Genomic DNA, 20,184 nt, shown 5'->3' with positions numbered 1-20,184 from the left:
AAGCATTAGGAAAGTATGAGATATTGCAAGCTATACAGAGTTGGCTGAAAGCGAAGTTCGCCATCCTCTTTCTATTCCAAACAGACGGGACGCAGACGGATGGTTCCCAGAACAGTCAGTTCGAATTCGCCATACCATGTTCGATTGGGATTTTTTTCGTCCTGCTTGATGCGAAAAGGAAAGCGGATGGCGCGTTCTTTGTCGAATTCGCTGATATCTAGATGAAGGCATCGGACAAGCCAGACTTCGGATTTCCACTCGGTTTCGATATTATTTTCTCCGCCATTGGAACCGCCCGCATCGGCGGCGGCGTTATTGTAGGCAAACCGCAGAAAACGCCATTGAGGAACGGTTTTTCCAGCCAGAGACGATCCATCGCATGTAGGATACGCCTCGATGCGCCGGGAATGGGCGCGTTTGAGCGCGGGGCAATAGAGCGCTTCCTCCGAACAGTAGCCAAGCTCGCTTAATAGAAGCGAAACGCCGCTCCAATAGCCGTTGGCGGAAGGGCCGCAACCCCAAGCCGTATGGTTGGATTGGGAGTGAACATCGGCGGCGCCATCGGCGGGCGGGAATCGGTTGTAATCCAACCGATAGGATTGCAAAGCGGTGAAGACGGTGCGAAGGTTCTCTTGGCAAGCCGCCGCGTCCGCCCGTTCGATGGATAGAACGTAATTGGCGCTGACGATGGCGGCTAAGACGCCGATAATAGCGACGGCGATAAGCAGCTCGATAAGGGTAAATCCGAATGGGGCGGTTGAGGGCAGTCTGCCCGTTGAAGCGATCACTTGCGTAACTCCTCGTACGCGCGGAACGCCGGAATAAAGGCGGCTTCAATGGAGTTGGGGCGAGGGGAGGAAGGAGTCATCAAACACAGAGGCGGGTTGATGGCGCCTGAGCCTTTTCCTCGATCGGTCTCCAGGTTCCGTGGGCGAACTTAATCGCCTTGAGCATTGATTAAGAAGGCAGGTTTCCTGGCTTCCGGGCTGGAACCTACTCCCTCGCCTTCTCGTTTGCCTTTTGGCAAGCAATGGCTTTCGAGGTTTCGTTCCCGGTTACAGTGGCGGGACCGCGCCGGTTTTTCACCGGCTTCCCTTTTCATCCGCGAAACTGTGCGGCTTCCTTCTTATGAATTGCAAGTAGAGTTTAGGCGTCGGCAATGGGGCTGTCAATCCAATTTCCCCACTGTTTCTATTCTTAATCGAATAAACGCCAGTCTTCAACTTTCGTTTCTTGTTCGCGAAGATAAACGATCGTTCTTTCCCCTTCGTCGTTTCGCTCGATCCAGGCGCAATGAATCCGATCCGTGATAGGATTTATAGCGATGGCTGGCGTACGGGCATCCGCGTTTTTCAGGCTGAGCGGTTTCCGGGAACGAATGGTGAAATCCGTTGGATCGAGCAAGGCGTATCGAACTTGATAAATTCCGCCCATATCTTCTTGCCAAACTAAATGAACAGTTCCATTCATATCGAATGCTAGACACGGTTGCGAAGAGTCGGCTCCTGTTTCATTGATAAAAGCAGGATTGCTCCAAACGCCCTCGCGAGGGCGATATTGAAAACAAATGGAGTTCATCCCTTCGGAACGGATCGTATATATCAATCCGAGATTTCCCACCTTATCCGCCGCCAACCGGGGAGGATCCAAAAAGCTTCCCCCTTGTTCGGCGATGGTTTCGATGGCGCCGAGCGTCCGATCTTGTGCGATCGATCGGCCTTGCAGTGGAAAAATTCCCTGAAATCCTTGTTGCACGCCCCAGACGATATAAACCTCTCCGCCGGGCAGAGCCGCAGCATCCGGCATCCAATGGGAAACGAGATCGTCAGCAGAATCTATCGTTGTAACGCGGAAATTATCAATGCCGATTTGATCGGGAAATTCGCCCGCGCCGCCGCTGCTGCGCAGGTAAATCTCGGCGTTATTGCCGCTAGCAGTAAAATCATACCATGCGATATGTACTCGGCCATTTGCGCCTATGGCGATTTGAGGCAGGAATCCGTTATCGCCCTTATGCCCGGCGTTAGTATGAGAGATGCGGATATCTTCGCTGGGAAAAACTCCGCCTGTTGGACGGCGGTTGTAGAAAATCTCCACATTGTCGATATAGTTGCCCCCCGCCGTAACATGACGGTAATCTTGCCAAACGGCGTGAAGAATCCCCGCCGCGTCGAAAGCAATTTTGGGATGGCGGCCTCCGCCAGTCGGGGCGTGGTCGATGCGAACGGGGGAAGAAGGGTCGCCTCCGCTAATATCGATAAGCCATATCCGATTTTGGGGCGGTTTGGAAACGTCGTCGGCAATATAATAGGCCGCGCAGGCATGATCGCGGGAATCGACAGCGAGCGAGCCGCGCGTATTGAAGGCGAATCCGATAGCGTCCTCCGTTCGCAGGATGGCCGATGGTTCTTCGAAATCGGCGGAATTCGCTATCGACGAGACAAGAAAAAACAACAAAACGTACAAGCGTAGCGCCACGGTTTGCGGCATTATGAAATCCTTTCTAGATTGTTATTAAATGTGAAAGAAATCATAACGGGCGCAGAAACGGAAAGCAAACCGAATTTGGTTTGAACCTTTTGCAGGATTCATTATAATAAAAGAGCAGTGAATAAGAGAAAATTGGTCTCAAAGCGATGAACAAACCAACGAGTTCCACCGGAGACAAAACGAAACGCGTTTTTTGCGCCAATTGCGTCCACTATTATATTACCTGGGATCAGCGCTTTCCCTACGGCTGCCGGATTCTCAATTTCAAATCGCACAAGCCGCCCTATCTATCCGTCTTCGAAAGTTCGGGAATGCCTTGCCAGCTGTTCGAATCAAAGGAAGACAAGACGAAATCCTAAACCAGTGGATTCATTCTCCCATCACTTCAAGTTTCTTTCGAAAAAAGCCATAAGCACCGGCAAATTGATCTCGTGGCCTCCGGGATGCACGTCGAGGATGGCGCGATAGGGTTGACCGAAATCCTGAAAAATTTGCTTGATCTCCTGCATGGCGTCCCGCGCGATGGGGACATAAAAATCCTTCGGCCCTTCCTTCAATCCATTTTGGCAAAGTAAAAACCTCGGCGCGATCAAGGAATAGATATCGGCGAAATCCACCAGTTCCCGCAATCCTTCGAATTTCCAGCATAGGCAATGATTTTGTTCCATCTGATCCATCACTGTCAGGAAACCGGCGCTTACCGCCGCCTTGATCCGCTCATCCATCGCCGCCAGCCACATCGTCATTTCGCCTCCTAGGGATAGACCGGCGCAGCCGATGCGCTTCTTGTCTACTTCCTGCAACGATTCAAGGTAATCAACGCAGCGTATTAGGTCCCAAAGGCGTTCGCCCATCAAAATTCGGTTCTTTTCATAAACCTCATGCTGTCCTACCTCCGTGGAAATAGTAACGAAGCCATTTTCCGCCAGCGAAGTTGCGAAGCCTTTGTAAATGGACGACGCATCGTACACAATGGCGCGGCTGCCTCCGTGACCGTGAACGCAAACGACGGCGGGGCAGGGCGAATCCGATTTTTGAGGCAGCGTGACAATGAGCGAGATGCGGCGTCCAGCAGTGGAATTGATCTCCAACTCTTGCTTCGTATATTTTCCTTTATCTTCGCTCAATAGCGTTTTCGCCTCGAAGGGAATCGGCGTCTTCAACGCAATAAGCTCATCCAATTTCAAGATATGAAACAGCTTCGCCCGCAACTCCTTTTGCCAAGCGATGGCTTCCTCTTGAGAGCGGGGAGTATATTTCATAGAGCGATAATTCGGTTCGCTCGTCATAGCGAACGCCGTAAAACCAAGGCTCGCCATGAATACGATTGCGCCTAGTTTTTTTCTTTTCATCGTTTATCCCCTTCCTCGCCGAATCATATTTTTCATCGAATCATATCGAATAATACCATCCCTGTAAATTGCGTTTTAGAATACGGCGCAATTGGATTGATGAATCAATTTATGTTACGATCGGAAAATTCAAAACGAACAAATAGGAGAAAACGTCATGAAAGGGATTCACAAATTATTGATAGGAGCCATATTCGTTGTTGCATGCGCCGCATTGTGCGCGGGGGAAGGGGAATTCCCCCGCAAAGAAATTATCCCGCGCAAGGACGCCTTCTTCGGAATGCACTTCGATTTGCATCCCAACAAAAGCGATACGGCTCTGGGCGCCGAACTTTCCGAAGCCAACATCGAAAAACTGCTGCGGCGAACGCAGCCGGATTACGTGCAATACGATTGCAAAGGCCATGCTGGATACGCGGGTTATCCCACGAAAGTTGGAACGCCCGCTCCCGGCATCGTCAAAGATTCCCTCGCCGTCTGGCGCGAGGTTACGAAGCAATTCGGCGTAGGGTTGTATATCCACTTCTCCGGCGTGTGGGATAGCGCCGCCATCGAAAAACATTCTGACTGGGCGAGAATCGACGCCAATGGAAAGCCCGATCCCAACAATACCAGTACATTCGGCCCCTACGTGGACGAGTTGCTCATTCCTCAGCTGAAAGAAGTAACCTCCAAATACGATTTAGACGGCTTATGGGTGGACGGCGAATGCTGGGCAGCCAAACTCGATTACTCGCCCGCCACCTTAGAAGCGTGGAAGAAGGAGACCGGATTTAGCGAAGCTCCCAAAAACAAAAGCGAGGCGCATTGGCTGGAGTGGAAAATGTTCCACCGCAATCAGTTTGAAAAGTACCTGAGCCATTGGGTTGACGCTTTGCACGAATTCAACCCCAAACTGCAAATCACCAGCAACTGGATGTATTCCTCTTTCGCTCCGTTGCCGGTCAAGGCAAAGCTGGATTATCTTTCCGGCGATTACTCTCCCGGCTTATCCGTGGATAAAGCGCGGCTGGAAGCTCGCTATTTGGCCAGCGCAGGAATGCCCTGGGATTTGATGGCTTGGGGCTTCGACAAGGGCGAGGGTTTAAACTGGAGTTTTAAAACGCCCATCCACTTGCAGCAGGAAGCGGCGGCGGTATTGATGCAGGGCGGCGGATTTCAGATTTACAACCAACCGACCCGCTCCGGCTATATTGTGGAGGACATTATCAATACCTACGGCGAAGTGGCCGATTTCTGCCATGCGCGGCAAAAAGTCAGCCATAAAAGCCAAAGCGTTCCCCAAGTCGCGCTGCTGTTATCCAGCGAAAGTCACTGGGAAGAATCCGACAACGTTTTCGCTCCCTGGGGCGGGGAATTCAACAGCCTGGAAGGCGCCTTGCACGCGCTATTGGAATTGCAGTACTCCGTGGATATCCTCGCCGAACATCAATTGCAGCCCCATCTGAGCGAATATCCTCTCGTCGTCATTCCCGATTCGCCGAAACTGACGGACGATTTCAAACAGGCGCTATTGGATTACGTGAAAAACGGCGGTTCGCTCTTTCTAATGGGTGAAAAATGCGCCCGGCTTTTCCGGGATGTTTTAGGCGTGGATTTTATCGGCGAACCTCGTGAGATGAATCCAGAATTGAATACGCCCGGCGGCGTAGTAAACGTTCAAGGCATTTGGCAAGAAATAAAAACGACAACGGCGGAAATCCTCGGCTATCGATATCCCACGCGTGATGTCCGCAAGGATGGGCAAGCGGCGGCTTCGCTGGTTACGCTCGGCAAAGGAAAAATCGGCGCTGTCTTTGGTCCTTTGCCCAACATCTTTTTCCGCTGCCATCATCCATCCATGCGCCGTTTTGTCGGCGCCATCGCCGAACGATTGTTTCCCGAACCGGCGGTCGCCATTGACGGGCCGCCCTGCCTGGATGTTTCGCTGCGCAAAACGAAAGACGGCCAACTCAGCCTGCATCTGATGAATTGCGCCAATCTCCCGCGCTCCAATCGCTTTCCCATTATTGACCATATCCCCGAAATCGGTCCCATAACAATAAAGATGCGCGTTCCCGCTCCACCGTCTAAAATTCATTGGGTTCCAGATGAAGAAAACATAAAATCATCGTGGGGCAATGGCATTCTCACGGTGGTTATTCCCAAATTGAATATCCATAGCGTATTGGTTCTTGAATCGTAATGGGAATCCTTTTGAGATTGACATCGTATTATCTTTGATGTGAAATAACTCCATTATTTTAATCGGATGAATTTTTAGCCGTTTCATCCCATTCCATAGAGGAGATGAAATCTCGAATGTTTTTCGCGTCCCTTAAAAAAACCGTTTACTTTCTCGTTCCCCTTATGGCGATTAGCGCTTGGGCCGCTTTTTCCGCCAGCGCTGAGGAATCTGCGGGGAAAACCGTCGTTGGCTTGAAGCCCTACGATCCCGAAATCGCCTCCGCCATTACGAATCTTCTTTCCGATCCGAATATCGAGCTGCGCGACGGCGTCGGTAAAAATACTCTGCATTATTTATTGACGGTCGTATACGAATTCGATCGCAATCATACCTTCAGCCGCGACGCGAAACCCGTAGAAAAGGCGGAAGAAAAATCGAAAAACGTGTTTACGTCCATTTTCAATACACTCAAGAGTCCTTTTTCGGGCGGCGGCGGATATGTCTACACAATCAAACCGCAATTCGAATTTTCCGATTTCCGCACGTTTCGCGCGCCCACCATCCGCAATTTCGATCACAACCAAGCACTGAATATTTTCTGCCATCTCGCCGCTCAGGGAATTCAATGGGCTAAGGATAACGAGCGTAGAAATATTTTGAAATTGAAGCGCGGCGTTACGGTTCGCACGATGGAAGAATTGGAATCGCGCATGTACGGCGAAGGGAAAGGCAAGAAAACCATCAAGGGATTCGCGGCGGACGAAAGAATCGTCAGCCCGCCCAAAACCGAAATGCGCCCGCAGGAAGAAAAGCGTCCCCAAGCGGAAATCAAAACCGGCCAGACTTTCTTCCTGTTGATGACCGACAATTCCGCCTGGATCGTCAACATCGAACCCGAAAACAAAACTCCACAATTGTTTCGCTTGAAAGATTGGCTGACGACGAAGGATTCGTCGCTCGTTGGGCCGAGAGTGGCGGAATGGATCAAGGAGAACGACGCCAACTTGGAAGCCGTCTATCTCTTCGAAAACGGCATGGTTCGATTCGACGAAACCAAACGCCTAAAAATCGGCAGTTTATTGGAAGCCATAAAATAAAACCAGCGCCGGTTTACGGGAAATTAGAAGAACGCCCGCCGATTCCGCTTGATGAATCGGCGGGTTTTTATTTATAAACTCACATTAGCATATGGGAATAATCAATTCTCAAAATAGAAATTTGCCGGTAATGCAAGGTGAGTCAAACGAAGCAAGCCCTGCAAAATCTGCTGCTGTCTCGCTCCTATTAATTCACGCATTCGCCTCCGCCATTATCCTAACCCAATGCAACATTTATACTTTCAAAGCGTTTGATAGAACAAAGCGTTTCATGCCATCGATCGGCGTTTCGATTCGAAAACATTCGCCTGGTGAAGAAATATGAAGCAACCGGAGGATATCGTTTCCCGCATTAATATTCACGTCGAGTTCGGCAACTACGGCGAAGCCCTCATCCTCTTGCGTAGACTATTGGATGAAGAACCCAATAATCCCGACATCCATTGCAAAATCGCCCTCTGCTTGCTCAAGGTAGGAGAAGAAAATGAAGCGCGGGAATTTGTGGAAAAAGCGCTCACCGTCAATCCCGAACACGCAAAAGCGAAAATACTCATCCAGCAATGGAACAAAGAGCCTGAAAAGAAAAAAGAGATAGCGGTTAGAGGGATCGTTTCCACCGCTCCCTGCTTCGATGCCGGTTCCACATCGGATTTAAAACCTCTCCCCAAAAAAATATGCCCCAATTGTCAATCCAAAGTCATGGATACGGCCTGGCGTTGCGGCTACTGCGGCCAATTGTTTATCGCAACCATCAGAAAAAAATTCTTCGTATACCCCTCGATTCTTATCCTGTTCTGCGCCGTCTCCGGTTTACTGATCCGCCATTTTGTTGTTGGGAAGACCGAACCGGCGAAAATCATAAACAAAACGGGAGAGTTTGGGGAATTCATTCATATTTCCCATGTGGAATGGCAATGTCAAAGCGGTTGGGCGCAAAAAACGGATTATCCCGTCTTAGTGAGCGGAAAGTTGGTTAGCTCCGCCTCCCAGATCATTGAAAAATTGAAAGTAACGATTCAATTGTGGGGGAAAGAGCATATGTCGTTTTTTACATGGTTCGACGTAAGAAATCTTCCTCCCGGAAAAACGATCCATTTCAAATTCCCCCGCCTCATTGCGCCTTATTACGCCTATACCTGCGAAATTCATATCTCGGAGGTCTTCTTTCCCGAAATCAAGAAGCAGGGCGGGGAAGAGGAAAAGATCGATTTTTATGTTCCTTCCGGCCAGTATTACGCCTTCACCGACGATGAAGGCGATTCACTCGATGGCAATTTCTCCTACCGCCGTTCACCGATGATTACAGTTAGGGGAAGTTTGAATTTTTTTAAAGGATTCATCTTTAGTTTTTTGTCGATCTTCATCGCCGTCCTGCTAGTCAATTACTGCGAACCGGACAGTAAGTGGAACGAGAATATCAAACTCGAAGCCTGGGCCTCATTGTTTTTCGCCACAACGATGTCGCTGTTAACGATAGGCGGGCCGATTTTAATCTACCTGGGCTTCATGACCATTCCCATAATCTCTGTATTTTACGCATTTACTTTCTATATAATGAAATATCTTCTTTTTTATATTTTTTTCCGAAAGAGTTTCATCTATACGGTTCTGTTAATTGTATTCTATTTTTGCCTGATTCTTTTCCTGGAATCCTTTTCTTTATGGATATACGGCCTATTGACGGGCGCCATTGGTTTTTGAGACAAAAACGGGGCCGATAAAATGGCCCCGCGAATCGTTTTTGAAATAGAGCGAATACGAACGTTTAACGTCTCTTGTATGTCACCGACATCCCGTCTCTCTTTTCCTGCGTGGTTTGGATGATGACCGTATCGTAGGCGGGATCGTTCTTCATAGCGTCCAGAAAATCCTTCATGGCTTCGGCGTATTGAATCACGTTGTCGGCGACAATCACGGCGCCAGCTTTCAATTTCGGGCTGACCGCCTTGAAATATTTATAGTAATCCTGCTTCTGGGCGTCGATGAAAACGAAGTCGAATTCGCCCTGCAATTCGGGAATCGTTTTTAAAGCATCGCCTTCGACGCATTCCACCGTCTTTTCCAAGCCGGTCTTCTTGAGATTCTCCCGGCATTCTTTTACAAATTTGGGATCGATTTCCAGAGTAACGAGTTGCCCGCCGTTGCGCTCGAATCCCATACCCATGAACATGGCCCCATAGCCATTGCAAGAACCGATTTCCAGCCCCCGCTTAGCGCTCGAACTCTCGACCATGATGCGGAGAAATTGAGCGTCGTTATATGCCGTATTCAGACCGATTCGTTTAAAGTTCTTTAAAAAATTCTCGCGGAACGCTTCGATAGCCTGCGGATCTTTTAACGATTGAATATCTTGCGTTTCTTCGGCTTTCACCGATTGGGTTTCAAAGCCGATAATGCTAGCCAAGCCGACTAAGGCGATCAGGGAAGGGAACACCAACGATTTCATAACAATCCTCCTTGTTTTTCGATATTCGTTAGCAGTAATTTCACCAATTTTCATACTTTACGATCGAATGCAACGGCAACCGGTTTTTAGGTTGAGGTTCGTCGCTGGGATATCCCAAAGTCATCAATTCTACGACTCGAACCTCTCTCGGTATATTAAGTATTTTCTTAACCTGATCCTCATAAAAGGCGCCAATCCAACAAGTTCCCAAACCTTCATCCACGGCTTGCAAAGCAATATGTTCCATAGCGATGGCCACATCGATGGGGTAGCATAACTGCCCGCAGGACATGATATGGTTGTCGGTAATGGCGCAACAAGCGAGTACGATAGGGGCTTCGCCGACGAAGGGCTGCTCTCTCGCCGCATGCATTAACGCCTTGCGGGTTTGGGAATTTTTGACGACGACGAACCGCCATTCTTGAAAGTTTTTCGCCGAAGGCGCCAGCCGCGCCGCTTCCAATATTTTGATCAGTTTTTCTTCTTCGACCTCCTTCCTCAAATATCTTCTTACGCTATATCGAGCCTTAATAGCCTCAAATACATTCATAATCCGCCTCCCTAGTTTATCGAATTCAAGGTTTGGACGAAGTCTCATCCAGCTTTTTCCAAGGCGCTTTGACTTCGTCGATGACGCGAAGGATATTCTTTTTGTCATCCATCATGATCAGCCGGATTTTCTTGATTTGATTTTGCAATTCAATGAGATATTGGCCGTTTTTAAAGGATTTCTCGTCGAAAGGGAAGCCGATTTCGTGGGTGAGAATCGTTGGAATTTTGGAGACGGCGGAAGACGGCCGCGGCAGCGTTACGTCGAGGATAAGAGAGAGATAATCGTGCCTTTTGACGATTTGATCTTTCTCGTCTAAAAATTCCACGCCAAGATAGCCATCTTGGGGGATACCCATGATGGCGAAGATATAGAAACCTGCATCCGTAGTCAGCGCTTCCAGCGTTTTATTGTAAGCCGCGCCATCCTTCACTTCGATAATGGGAATGCCGCTGGCGCTATTGCTCCAATCGGATGCGTATTCAAACGTCTCTCCCGGCTTCAGCGTTACTTTTCCCAAAACAACCTGCGCTTGAACCGGCGAACCGTTGTCTTCCAACGATTCCGTCCGCACTTGTAAATTGTATTCGATCGGTTCGATGTTTTGATTCTTATAAGAAAATTCTATCGCTGTGACGCGGTAGTTTTGCCCATTTTGCGCCGCGATCCATCCTTTGGACGAGGTCAGTTTCACTGCGCCGTTTTCTCTCTCGTAATGGGCGATAAAGAGGGAATCTTTTTCGACTTGGATAAATTCCTTGTTCGTTTTCGGACCTTGTGTAATCGTAACGGCGTTCATTTTATCGTAAGGAGCATAAAAATATAAATCCGTCGGCGATACGATGCGGCCGGAATAATTCGGTTTAACCGTCCCGACGAAGAAGGATATGGCTTCCGCTGGATAAAAGGTCAGAATCCGCTCGCTTTCGTTTTTTATGCAAGTATCGATATGGAGCGTGGATATTTCGTCCTTAATGGAGAATACTTTTCTTAGAGAGACTTGCCCCGCATCCAGACTTTCTATCCCTACCGCCGCATCGGACTTTTCGTCCGTGGCGGAACGAATGGCGCGATAGCGATGGGGCAACTCGATTTCCTGCGTCGACGAATGGGGATTATCCGCAAAAAGAATCAACGAACAGCCCGCCGTGGAATTCTTTTCATCAGGATAGAGAAAGGTATCCATTCCGGCGGAAAATTCCGATATTTTTACCGCTTCATCGTAATCGATTTCAGCTGCGATGCGGTAATTGGTGATGCGGACGGATTTTCGATTTTCCTCCTGCGAAAAATCGATGGATGATTTGGCCCAGGATTTTTCTACGGCGATAATTTGCCCAAAGAATGCCGCCGCCCAAGCGAACCATACGATGCGCGCTGCCAACCTCATGGGAATACTCTCCTTGAAATAAAGTGATGTCACTCATATTACGCACGAATACAGTTTTACTATGAATTTGCTGCTTTTCCAATCCCTCTCCCAAGATTGGGAGAGGTTAGGTGAAGGTTGATATGGTTGGACTTAAAACCCCTCACCCTAACCCTCTCCCAAAGGGCGAGGGGATGGAATTGCGTAACATATGTTATGTCATTCTAAATCCCAGCGAACATTATATTAACGGGTGCGTTCTAAAAGAAGGAATGATACCGGAAGAAAATAGGCGGTACATATATTCGCATAATATATATTATGTAAACATTGAACGGTGTAAAAAAGATTGCTTTGAGGACTTTCTTAAAAAAAATTAGATGCGTTTCAGTATGAGTTCGACTTGTTCCTTAAGGGCGGCGATATCGCTCTCGATGCGGTCGAGTTTGATGGAAGTTTCTTGCATGTAATCCATAATCATCGCGATTTTTTGATCGGTGGTTTCCGGCGGCTTAATCGGTTCTTTCCCTTCGGCTTCTTCGGCTTCATCTGCCTTTGCATCTTTGCTGTGGTAATCGTAAAACAGTTTTTTGGCGTCTTTTTTCGTTAAACCGAATTTATTGCGAAACATAAATAAGAACTCCTGCCCTTTTAATTCAACGGCTGCCCGGCAGATTTCGGATAGCGATCGCCTCATTTCTCGAATCTGTCCAAGACGCCATTCCAATCCGGCGAGAATATTCAGCAGATTTTCCCGCCAGAATATGGGATTATCGTTGTATAGAACGGATGCATCCATCGTCAATAAGCCATACGGCGCAGTTTCTCGATTCGTTGCCGGGCATGTTCAGCGTAGGCGCCTTGTCCTTCGAATTGGAGATATTTCTCGAACAAAGAGATCGCTTCTTTATATTCGCCGGATTTCTCTTTGATATGAGCCAGATTGAAATACGCATCGCCGCGATTGCCGGCTTGAATGGCTTTATCGTACGCTTGCGAGGCCTCGCCGCTGCGTCCAAGGTATTCCAGAACCACGCCCAGATCGTTGTAGGCGTCGGCAAAGGCGGGATCCAATTCCGTAACGCGGCGAAAAGCCTTTTCCGCTTCTTCATATTGATTCAAATGTATATGCGCAAAGCCGAGATTGTAGAGGACGATAGGTTGTTGGGGATCTTTTTCTAAAATGCGCTGGCACAATTCGACGGTTAGGGGCCAATTCCCCGCCGAAATCGCATCCTTGGCTTGGTTATATAAAGTTTGATTTTCCGCATCGAGAAGCGGTTCGGCTTCGGTTTTCTTTGGCGAGGCAGGCGCTGCTTCCGCCGGCGTCGTTTTTTCCACAGCAGGCGCCGTTGTTTTGGTTTTAGGGGTTTCTGCTGCTGGTGGAAGCGCAGATTTTTTCTCCGGCTCCGCCGACACGGTTGGGGCAGGAGTTTGATCTATCTTCAGCGTTTCACCCGCCGAGGATCGGCGCATGATTTGAATCTGCATTTTCCTCTGGGCGACGGCTTTAAAACCAGGGCTTAAGCGGATGGCCGCATCCAAACATTTTTCCGCCTCATCGTATTGTTCCTGAGCGGCCAATACTTGAGCCAGGCTATAATAAGCCATAGGACGGGGAGAAATGGCGATCGATGCTTCGTACTCTTCCCTGGCGCCTTTCAGATCGCCGTTGCGTTCGAGTTTGTCTCCCTTGTAATAATGATTCAACGCTTCTTTTACTTGATCGTTGAAAGAAGGTCCCTGCGGCCCTTTGCAGCCCGTCAATGCGAAAACAGCGAAAAGAACAATGGAAATACTCAAACCTTTAAGCGAAGCGCGATTTATCGTCATAGTAGTTTGCAATCCCAATTTCTAAAAAAAACTTCAAGTTTCTCTAAAACAGCCGTATAACTGGTTTATTAAACCATAATCGCGATTCGAAAACAACGACTGCTGGGATGTAATTGAAGCATTTTAGGAGCATCCCAATTGCTTTTGTGGATTGTGTCAGGAAGAAACAGATGCGTTTCAGATATTTAGTGGGGCTTGCTTCGCTCGATCCACCTTACGATTTCCGAAGCGTTTCAGAAAAGAAAAAACGTCCATGCCCTCTAGGGATTCTCGCTCGCAATTGGAAGCCAAGCTCAAGGCCATGCTCGACAAGGCGGAAAAAATCGCCTTGAACGATCCCAAACTGAAAAACATGGTAGAGCAATTGCGAAATATTTATCTTACTGACCGGCAAGGCTTTATGTTCGCGATGGGATTGTCGGGGCCGGAACCGGCGCAAACGAAGCCAAGGGTCCGTCCGCTTCCTCCGCCATCGCGCATTCCGCAGTTAATTATGATGATGGACGCTCTCGCTTCCGGACGCATGCATCTGGAACCGTCCTCCGCAATTAATCCCCCTTCCCTGCTCTCTCCTTTCCCTCCTCCCGTCAAAAAACCGGCGAAAGCCGGTCCACTTCCACAAACCGCTCCCCCCCCTCTTAGCATAGAAGAAATCCGGCGGCAATTGCTCGAGGTGGAAAAAGAATTGTCGCAAACCACAGACGTTTTTTGGGCGCTAAAAAAAGAAGAAAAAAACATCCGGGCGCGAAAAGGAAAATATATCGCCGCCGTAGAACGGCTCAAGGCGGAACGTTTGCTGAGAGAACTGCCCGGCGCAATTACCCAATTGTCCGAGCGGAAAATTACCCTGCTCGAAACCTGCAAGGAGATGGAAAATGCGGGCGGTGATTCAAAGAGTAAGCCGGGCGGAAGTAAGAATCGATAACGCATCGGCAGGAAAAATTGGAAAGGGATTGCTTATCTTTCTCGCTGTCGCGCATGAAGATACGGAAGCCGACTTAAACTGGCTTTTGGAAAAGATCTGCCAGATGCGCCTCTTCCCCAACGAAGCGGGTAAATTCGATCGGTCTCTTCTTGATATAGGAGGCGAGGTTTTACTTGTATCTCAGTTCACCCTCTACGGCGAATGCCGTAAAGGCCGCCGCCCTGATTTTACGAAAGCGGCGCCGCCCGAAAAAGCCAATGACCTATACGAGAAAGGAATCCTATGGCTGCGTAATCGAGGCATTAAAACCGAATCAGGCCGATTCGCCGCCATGATGGATGTGGAACTAGTGAACGACGGTCCTGTAACCATCATCCTCGATTCTCCAACGGCCAATTCCATTTCCTAATAGCAAGTTAAGATGTTTTATAAGATTGAATTTACTCAATATACTATCAGTAAATTCATTAACCGATCTCTATCTATTTCTATAAAGATTCCATCGTCCAATCAGACGATAATGGATTGATTTTTCGTTGATTTTCTCAAAAAAAACGTAAAGAAAAGACCATTCGGCTTCAAATCAACTCCATATACTTCAAGTTATTTATCATCATATCAATTGAAGGGATTTACGTATTCTAATTCTTGCCAGGATTTACTTTCAATTTTACATATTTTCTCAGAAAACAATTAAGATGGAGGAAGAATCATATCATACAATTCAATCGAATCTTTAATTATCATAATTTTATAAAATTATAATGAAATATCGTCCACAGTCATAAATATTATAATGTTATTTTATTATAATTTAATAACATTATAACGTTATGATTTATTCTATCTTACTTATTGATATAGATTTATTAAAAATATGTACGCGATAATTCTCCAAAATGAATCCTCTTTTCCTATGAGATCGGAGTTACTTTTCGATTATCTTCAATATGAATTACTGCCATCATGGCTATTTAGAGATGATTATATGATAAATTATAATGTTATAAACTCTCGGATGATTGAACTCTATTTGTGAAACGGAAAAAAGAGAGTGTGAATGGAGAAACATATGTTTTATGCCGTAAGTCAATAAAAAAAATTATGACTTACGATTCTGTGCTGCAAGCGATTTGACAAGCATGAGGCTGGAAATGTCGTCTTCATCGCATTTACGCGGCGTTTCAAGAATTCCAGGCAAATTACGAAAAGGAGACGTAGAAAAAATTCGTCGAAAACCATCCAAACCAATATGCCCTTCTCCGATCTTGGCGTGACGGTCGACCTGGCTACCCAACGGCTTTGTGGAATCATTCAAGTGAAGTAGTTTAAGTTCTGCTAAACCAAGGTATTTCTTGAATTCATCCATAAGCGATTTCAATCCTTTGGTACGGCTTATATCATATCCTGAAGCGATAGCATGGCAGGAATCGAGACAAACGCCTTTAGAAATTCCTTGAGGGATCATGGAGTAAAACTCTGATATTTCAGGTAGTTTTGAACCTATTTCCGTTCCCTGCCCCGCCGTATTTTCCAAAAGAAGGCATACTCGGCGACGGTCTTCGCCATAAGCTCTTAGAATGCCTTCCCGCATCCGATGAAGTCCTTGGCTCTTATCGCCTTTTCCAAAATGCAAAACCAGATAATCGATTCGCAAGGCGTCGCAGCGTTCCAAATTATCGCGAAGCGAGATGATGCTTTTTTGAAAAATTTCGTCGTTGGAAGCCGCCAAATTGGGCAGATAGGGCATGTGCGCAGCGATAGGCGAGACTTCTCGCGCCGCCCCATTTCTCGCCGAGAGATAGCGTTCGATCTCATCGTCTGCCAATGGCTTTGACGACCAAGATCGGGGATTGACGAGAAATAACTGGGCTGTTTCGCATCCCAAATTAACCGCCCGCAACAAGCCTTGATGGACGCCTCCTGCAATAGAAACATGCACCCCAAAACGCATTCATTCTATCCTTTCACGTTCTTAATTGATCGGCTTTTTAAATCAAAATCGATTGAAGATAAAAGAACTAAGTCAATAAAAATCAATTAGAAAATTCACATTTCCCATTTTTCGAAATTTATCTATTTATACCCTTGCATTATAATCCCTTTTATTATAAGGTATAGTCATGAAGTTCGACCGCGAAGTGATGAAAGGCCATTTGAAAACGATTATTCTGGCCGTCCTGCAAGACGGCCCTTGCCATGCTTATGGTTTGAACGAGCGCATAGAAGAAAAAAGCCTGGGAGTGTTTTCCTTCGGCGAAGGAACGATATACCCTACCCTGCCCAAAATGGAAAAAGAAGGGTTGATCTCATCGGAGTGGAAGGAACGGGAAAAAGGTCCGAAAGTCCGGCTCTATTCCCTGACTCCAAGAGGAGAGAAAACGTTAAAAGACGACAAGCGCGATTGGAGTTTCTTTTCGCGAGCTATGAGTATGACTTTAGAAGAGAAAACGAATAAAGCGGCGAACGAAAAATAAATAGACGCCGCTCGACGAATAAAAAGGGGGGATCGCATGTTTTTCCCAAAAACGAAAAAATAAGGAATCCTTGGGCGAAATCCCCCCCGAACCTTTCAGCGGGAAAGCATTCAATTACCGGACGGAAGACAGCGGCTGCGTTATTTATAGTTACGGATGGAATATGAAAGACGACGGAGGCGTTCCCGCCAATTCAGGAGAAGACGAAACTAATGCGGGGGATATCGTTTGGACTCTGCCTCGATGACGAAAGACTTCATAAAATGAATTCAACTTTGCGGATGATTTGGCGCGAACGCCCGCGATTAATCAACAATCCCGTGATTCTGCGCGAACTGGTGGAACGGCTGCGGAAAAAAAGTTCCTTCGTTTATCTGTTTTTATTCTTAGGAATGGGCGTATTCGTATTCTCTTTAATTTGGTACGAGTTTCTGCTCAACATGGGATTGAATACGGCTCAGTGGGAGCGCCAGGCGCGGGAATTGTTTATGGTTCTGAATTGCGTGGAAGGGATTTGCATTTTGCTGATGATTCCCCTCTTTTCCGCGACTTGCGTCAATCTGGAATACGAACGCGATTCGTGGGAATTGCTTTCGACGACGCCGCTAAGCCTAGCCAGCATACTCTTAGGAAAATTTTTATCGTCGGTCTTCTTCGTTTGGATTTTGATGTTGTCGCTCGTCCCGATTTACGGTCTCTGCGCCACGGTGGGAGGCATTTCGCCGAATGAAATTCTTTTCATCTACGGGATGGCTACGGAACTTGTCGCCGTTTGCGGTCTGGGGGGTTTGTTATGTTCCATCGCCTGGAAACGGACGATCCATTCCATCTCCGCGGCCTATATTTTCACCCTTTGTTATACGGTCGGCTTGATACTTCTCCTCGTAATCATTTACCCGCATAATCCAGGAATTCTTTTATATTGTTCGCCCATAATCCTCGCCGTTTTATTTTTCAGCGGTCCATTAGGATCAACTCAGGGTCTATTCGCCAAAGCGAATCCTTACGCTGTACATGGAATATTCGTGATCTGCGTCATTCTTATTCTGCTCTGCGCCTGCTATTGGATGCTTGCGCGGAAGATCGAACGTTTCAACGCCGGAAAAAGCAGGAAATTTTTCAGGACATTGAAATTTCGCGCCATCCTTTCTTACGACTCCTTTCCATTTCTTACTCAACTTCTTATGACGTCCCGCGACTTAATCGCATGGAAAGAATTGCGAGAGATGTGGAGATGCAAGCATATCCGATTGATCCTCTCGCTTGGCGCCCTGGCGGGATTGAACGTATCGATACTCCTGATCGGCTTGCATCTTTCCGATGGACGCATGAGAATCAACGAATGGCATTACGCCGCCGCCATTATCGCGACGCTGCTGGCGCCTTGTTTTATTCTTCCCTACGCCGCTAACGGCATCCGAGGAGAACGCGACCGGGAAACCTGGCATCTGCTTTCAACGACGACGTTAAAGCCACAAGCGATTTTATGGGGAAAATTCCAGGCGGGATTATGGATATTCGCCTTGCGTTTTAGCGCTTTCTACGGTTTTTCATCCATAATTTTTTTACTCCATCCTTATGAAAATATTAATCCTCATATTGGTTTTGGATTCTGGTTAGGTTCGGTGGCCATCAATTTCGCCGCCGCTTGTTTGTATATGTCGATCGGCCTCTTTTTTTCCGCATGGACGCGTAAAACGATCACGGCTTATGCGCTTTCCTTTGGATCGGTGCTCTTTATTTTTTTTGGCTTTATATTCCTAAACGAATTTGTTCATGAAGTTTTTGCATTGCGCAACGATCATCGATTTTTCGAACCGATCTATTCAGTTCTATCGCCGATTTGTATGGTTATCTTCCATAGCGAAAGCGTCCCTATTCGCAATTCTTTTCCATTATTGGTTTTTTTGCAGTCCTCCTGGATGCTGATCGCCTCGATGGGACTGTTCATTTTAACCTGGCTGCGCATTGATCCCCACTATGAATGATTTCAGAGGCCAGTGGATAACAACTTGGCCGAAACAAGAATTATTATCGTTATTCTTGTTTGATTTTCTGGAAATTCCATTACAATGGATTGATCTTATCTCAAGAAAAACATCGATTTTATGTAATAACGAATATTCTTCATGCGTTGTAGCCTAAAGAACGTTAGGATGCGGCATGGAGAATATATGGTTTCGGCCTGTAGGAATTACATGTGTCTTAACACTCTTTCCAAAGAAGAGGAATCGCGGATCATTACCGATGCGCGATCCGATCCGGAATCCTTTGCGCCGCTCTACGAACGGTATTACGATCGCATCTACCTGTATTTATATCGTTTATGCTCCAATTCCGCTTTGGCGGAAGACTTGACTTCCGAAACGTTCATCAAAGCGTTGCGCGGTTTGCGGACCTACCGGCTCGGCAATATCCCCTTTTCGTCCTGGCTCTACCGCATCGCCCATAATTCTTTCGTATCCCATTACCGGCGGGAAAAAGTGCGCCGGTTGTTTGGAGTTATGACGAAAAAAAATTCGCAGGAAGCTTCCACCGCCGCCAATCCCTTGCGCAATATCGAAATGGAAAGAGTAGGCGAAAAAATTCTACAATTCGTCAACCGCCTTAAGCCGCTGGATCAATTCATTTTGACCATGCGATATTTTGAAGACATGAGCATCGGCGATGTGGCTCTGGCATCGGGATTGCAAGAAACCAACGTGAGAACGCGGCTGCACCGGTCGCTGAAACGGCTGCAGGCTTTGATCGAAGTCGAAGATCCCGATTTAGCCGCCATGATTGAAGGAGAAGCGTGATGTCTGGGTTTAACGATTTGGAAAAATTGGAATCGTTCCTGCGGCGGACGCGCCTCCAATCCACCGTCAACAAAGCGCACAAAGAGCGCCTGCGCCAAAAATTGCTGGCTGCGCCGATCAAGCCGCTTTTTCCCTACCTGCGTTTCGCCGTGGCGGGAGCAACGAGTTTTCTGTTGCTTTTTATCGTTTATTCCAACATCAATTTGAATCCCATCGTAGGAACGTCGAGTTGGATCGTTTCCGCAAAAAAGAATCCCCTCGTCGACCATGTGGAATGGAATGCTCCCGGAGTAACGCAAAAGTCCATCCACTGCCGCACTAATTACAAAACAGGCGCCCATTCCGCCGAATTGTTGTTGGATGAAGGCAGCCTGCTGCGTTTTTCTCCCTTCTCTTCTTTTGAAATCCTCTCCTCGTCAACCAGCCGCGAAAAGGAAGACATCGTAATCGCGTTGGATTATGGAACGCTGAAGGCCGATGTAGCGAAAGCGTTGGGGAATACACTTTATGTTCGTACGCCGGATGTGGAAATCAAAGTGATCGGCACCAAATTCACAGTTTCTGTAACTCGTTAAGGAAAATGGTGGGCTACGCTTCGCTTTGAGCCAACCCTACTTAACTAATTTTTAATGTTTTATAAGGCTTAATTTAACAAATCATCTTAACCATTTCCAATATAC

General features: G+C 47.3%; 20 protein-coding genes and 1 riboswitch. Of the genes, 11 read left to right on the top strand and 9 right to left on the bottom strand.

Annotation, left to right across the window (positions count from 1 at the left end; all coding sequences use genetic code 11):
• Nucleotides 1-71: 71 nt before the first annotated feature.
• Nucleotides 72-788: a type II secretion system protein gene (locus AB1656_25130; GenBank protein MEW6238682.1), complete on the bottom strand. Its 717-nt coding sequence runs from the start codon at nt 786-788 to the stop codon at nt 72-74.
• 158 nt (nt 789-946) lie between these two features.
• Nucleotides 947-1,141, bottom strand: a riboswitch (cobalamin riboswitch).
• A 56-nt stretch (nt 1,142-1,197) separates the two neighbouring features.
• Complete coding sequence (locus AB1656_25125; GenBank protein ID MEW6238681.1) at nt 1,198-2,490, bottom strand: hypothetical protein; 1,293 nt, start codon at nt 2,488-2,490, stop codon at nt 1,198-1,200.
• A 146-nt stretch (nt 2,491-2,636) separates the two neighbouring features.
• On the opposite strand from AB1656_25125, the gene AB1656_25120 reads away from it, so the two are divergent.
• Nucleotides 2,637-2,849, top strand: a complete 213-nt coding sequence (locus AB1656_25120; protein ID MEW6238680.1) for a uracil-DNA glycosylase — start codon at nt 2,637-2,639, stop codon at nt 2,847-2,849.
• A gap of 21 nt (nt 2,850-2,870) precedes the next feature.
• Here the strand turns inward: AB1656_25120 and AB1656_25115 are convergent, their stop codons facing one another.
• Complete coding sequence (locus AB1656_25115) at nt 2,871-3,842, bottom strand: alpha/beta hydrolase family protein (GenBank protein ID MEW6238679.1); 972 nt, start codon at nt 3,840-3,842, stop codon at nt 2,871-2,873.
• A 157-nt stretch (nt 3,843-3,999) separates the two neighbouring features.
• Between AB1656_25115 and AB1656_25110 the strand changes: the two genes are divergently transcribed.
• The 3 genes from AB1656_25110 to AB1656_25100 all read left to right on the top strand — a co-directional run bounded on the left by AB1656_25110 (nt 4,000) and on the right by AB1656_25100 (nt 8,807).
• Nucleotides 4,000-6,027 (top strand): beta-galactosidase trimerization domain-containing protein, encoded by a 2,028-nt coding sequence (locus tag AB1656_25110; GenBank protein ID MEW6238678.1) that lies wholly within the window; start codon nt 4,000-4,002, stop codon nt 6,025-6,027.
• 116 nt (nt 6,028-6,143) lie between these two features.
• On the top strand, nt 6,144-7,106 hold the full coding sequence (locus AB1656_25105; GenBank protein ID MEW6238677.1) for a hypothetical protein: 963 nt from the start codon (nt 6,144-6,146) through the stop codon (nt 7,104-7,106).
• A gap of 321 nt (nt 7,107-7,427) precedes the next feature.
• The gene (locus tag AB1656_25100) at nt 7,428-8,807 is read left to right on the top strand and encodes a tetratricopeptide repeat protein (GenBank protein ID MEW6238676.1); all 1,380 of its coding nucleotides are present in this window, start codon (nt 7,428-7,430) and stop codon (nt 8,805-8,807) included.
• Nucleotides 8,808-8,871: 64 nt separating this feature from the next.
• Here the strand turns inward: AB1656_25100 and AB1656_25095 are convergent, their stop codons facing one another.
• The 5 genes from AB1656_25095 to AB1656_25075 all read right to left on the bottom strand — a co-directional run bounded on the left by AB1656_25095 (nt 8,872) and on the right by AB1656_25075 (nt 13,304).
• Complete coding sequence (locus AB1656_25095) at nt 8,872-9,552, bottom strand: O-methyltransferase (GenBank protein MEW6238675.1); 681 nt, start codon at nt 9,550-9,552, stop codon at nt 8,872-8,874.
• Between the two features lie 40 nt (nt 9,553-9,592).
• Nucleotides 9,593-10,102 carry a nitroreductase family protein gene (locus tag AB1656_25090; protein MEW6238674.1) on the bottom strand — a complete coding sequence of 170 codons (510 nt, stop codon included), beginning with the start codon at nt 10,100-10,102 and terminating at the stop codon, nt 9,593-9,595.
• A 25-nt stretch (nt 10,103-10,127) separates the two neighbouring features.
• Nucleotides 10,128-11,492, bottom strand: a complete 1,365-nt coding sequence (locus AB1656_25085; GenBank protein MEW6238673.1) for a hypothetical protein — start codon at nt 11,490-11,492, stop codon at nt 10,128-10,130.
• Between the two features lie 355 nt (nt 11,493-11,847).
• Nucleotides 11,848-12,270, bottom strand: a complete 423-nt coding sequence (locus AB1656_25080; GenBank protein MEW6238672.1) for a hypothetical protein — start codon at nt 12,268-12,270, stop codon at nt 11,848-11,850.
• 2 nt (nt 12,271-12,272) lie between these two features.
• Nucleotides 12,273-13,304 (bottom strand): tetratricopeptide repeat protein, encoded by a 1,032-nt coding sequence (locus tag AB1656_25075; GenBank protein MEW6238671.1) that lies wholly within the window; start codon nt 13,302-13,304, stop codon nt 12,273-12,275.
• A 253-nt stretch (nt 13,305-13,557) separates the two neighbouring features.
• Here AB1656_25075 and AB1656_25070 point away from each other — a divergent pair, with 253 nt between their 5' ends.
• Together AB1656_25070 and dtd are read left to right on the top strand one after the other, a co-directional pair.
• Nucleotides 13,558-14,229, top strand: coding sequence for a hypothetical protein (locus AB1656_25070; GenBank protein MEW6238670.1), 672 nt, complete (start codon nt 13,558-13,560; stop codon nt 14,227-14,229).
• Complete coding sequence (gene dtd, locus AB1656_25065) at nt 14,180-14,638, top strand: D-aminoacyl-tRNA deacylase (GenBank protein ID MEW6238669.1); 459 nt, start codon at nt 14,180-14,182, stop codon at nt 14,636-14,638. The genes AB1656_25070 and dtd overlap by 50 nt, the downstream gene beginning before the upstream one ends.
• Nucleotides 14,639-15,331: 693 nt before the next feature.
• On the opposite strand, the gene AB1656_25060 is transcribed toward dtd, so the two are convergent.
• Nucleotides 15,332-16,183, bottom strand: coding sequence for a deoxyribonuclease IV (locus AB1656_25060; GenBank protein MEW6238668.1), 852 nt, complete (start codon nt 16,181-16,183; stop codon nt 15,332-15,334).
• 169 nt (nt 16,184-16,352) lie between these two features.
• On the opposite strand from AB1656_25060, the gene AB1656_25055 reads away from it, so the two are divergent.
• The 5 genes from AB1656_25055 to AB1656_25035 all read left to right on the top strand — a co-directional run bounded on the left by AB1656_25055 (nt 16,353) and on the right by AB1656_25035 (nt 20,079).
• A complete protein-coding gene (locus AB1656_25055) occupies nt 16,353-16,706 on the top strand; it encodes a PadR family transcriptional regulator (protein MEW6238667.1) in 354 nt (117 codons plus the stop codon).
• Nucleotides 16,707-16,776: 70 nt separating this feature from the next.
• On the top strand, nt 16,777-16,953 hold the full coding sequence (locus tag AB1656_25050) for a hypothetical protein (GenBank protein ID MEW6238666.1): 177 nt from the start codon (nt 16,777-16,779) through the stop codon (nt 16,951-16,953).
• Nucleotides 16,954-16,969: 16 nt separating this feature from the next.
• Nucleotides 16,970-18,694 (top strand): ABC transporter permease subunit, encoded by a 1,725-nt coding sequence (locus AB1656_25045; protein MEW6238665.1) that lies wholly within the window; start codon nt 16,970-16,972, stop codon nt 18,692-18,694.
• A 186-nt stretch (nt 18,695-18,880) separates the two neighbouring features.
• Entirely contained in the window at nt 18,881-19,504 is a 624-nt protein-coding gene (locus AB1656_25040) for an RNA polymerase sigma factor (protein ID MEW6238664.1), read from the top strand.
• The gene (locus tag AB1656_25035; GenBank protein ID MEW6238663.1) at nt 19,504-20,079 is read left to right on the top strand and encodes a FecR family protein; all 576 of its coding nucleotides are present in this window, start codon (nt 19,504-19,506) and stop codon (nt 20,077-20,079) included. The genes AB1656_25040 and AB1656_25035 overlap by 1 nt, the downstream gene beginning before the upstream one ends.
• Nucleotides 20,080-20,184: the final 105 nt, after the last annotated feature.

Source organism: Candidatus Omnitrophota bacterium (assembly GCA_040755155.1).
In the GTDB taxonomy this organism is placed as follows: Bacteria; Hinthialibacterota; Hinthialibacteria; order Hinthialibacterales; family Hinthialibacteraceae; genus JBFMBP01.
The sequence above is the reverse complement of the archived record's forward strand: the minus strand, read 5'-3'. Positions and strand labels throughout refer to the sequence as shown.

What these genes read in the sequence shown, in the direction of transcription:
- AB1656_25120 (MEW6238680.1), top strand. Translation starts at nt 2,637, where the DNA reads ATGAACAAACCAACGAGTTCCACCGGAGACAAAACGAAACGCGTTTTT.
- AB1656_25110 (MEW6238678.1), top strand. Translation starts at nt 4,000, where the DNA reads ATGAAAGGGATTCACAAATTATTGATAGGAGCCATATTCGTTGTTGCA.
- AB1656_25095 (MEW6238675.1), bottom strand. Translation starts at nt 9,552, where the DNA reads ATGAAATCGTTGGTGTTCCCTTCCCTGATCGCCTTAGTCGGCTTGGCT.
- AB1656_25055 (MEW6238667.1), top strand. Translation starts at nt 16,353, where the DNA reads ATGAAGTTCGACCGCGAAGTGATGAAAGGCCATTTGAAAACGATTATT.
- AB1656_25045 (MEW6238665.1), top strand. Translation starts at nt 16,970, where the DNA reads ATGAATTCAACTTTGCGGATGATTTGGCGCGAACGCCCGCGATTAATC.
- AB1656_25035 (MEW6238663.1), top strand. Translation starts at nt 19,504, where the DNA reads ATGTCTGGGTTTAACGATTTGGAAAAATTGGAATCGTTCCTGCGGCGG.
- AB1656_25115 (MEW6238679.1), bottom strand. Translation starts at nt 3,842, where the DNA reads ATGAAAAGAAAAAAACTAGGCGCAATCGTATTCATGGCGAGCCTTGGT.
- AB1656_25100 (MEW6238676.1), top strand. Translation starts at nt 7,428, where the DNA reads ATGAAGCAACCGGAGGATATCGTTTCCCGCATTAATATTCACGTCGAG.
- AB1656_25080 (MEW6238672.1), bottom strand. Translation starts at nt 12,270, where the DNA reads ATGGATGCATCCGTTCTATACAACGATAATCCCATATTCTGGCGGGAA.
- AB1656_25085 (MEW6238673.1), bottom strand. Translation starts at nt 11,492, where the DNA reads ATGAGGTTGGCAGCGCGCATCGTATGGTTCGCTTGGGCGGCGGCATTC.
- AB1656_25070 (MEW6238670.1), top strand. Translation starts at nt 13,558, where the DNA reads ATGCCCTCTAGGGATTCTCGCTCGCAATTGGAAGCCAAGCTCAAGGCC.
- AB1656_25075 (MEW6238671.1), bottom strand. Translation starts at nt 13,304, where the DNA reads ATGACGATAAATCGCGCTTCGCTTAAAGGTTTGAGTATTTCCATTGTT.
- dtd (MEW6238669.1), top strand. Translation starts at nt 14,180, where the DNA reads ATGCGGGCGGTGATTCAAAGAGTAAGCCGGGCGGAAGTAAGAATCGAT.
- AB1656_25040 (MEW6238664.1), top strand. Translation starts at nt 18,881, where the DNA reads ATGGTTTCGGCCTGTAGGAATTACATGTGTCTTAACACTCTTTCCAAA.
- AB1656_25090 (MEW6238674.1), bottom strand. Translation starts at nt 10,102, where the DNA reads ATGAATGTATTTGAGGCTATTAAGGCTCGATATAGCGTAAGAAGATAT.
- AB1656_25125 (MEW6238681.1), bottom strand. Translation starts at nt 2,490, where the DNA reads ATGCCGCAAACCGTGGCGCTACGCTTGTACGTTTTGTTGTTTTTTCTT.
- AB1656_25060 (MEW6238668.1), bottom strand. Translation starts at nt 16,183, where the DNA reads ATGCGTTTTGGGGTGCATGTTTCTATTGCAGGAGGCGTCCATCAAGGC.
- AB1656_25105 (MEW6238677.1), top strand. Translation starts at nt 6,144, where the DNA reads ATGTTTTTCGCGTCCCTTAAAAAAACCGTTTACTTTCTCGTTCCCCTT.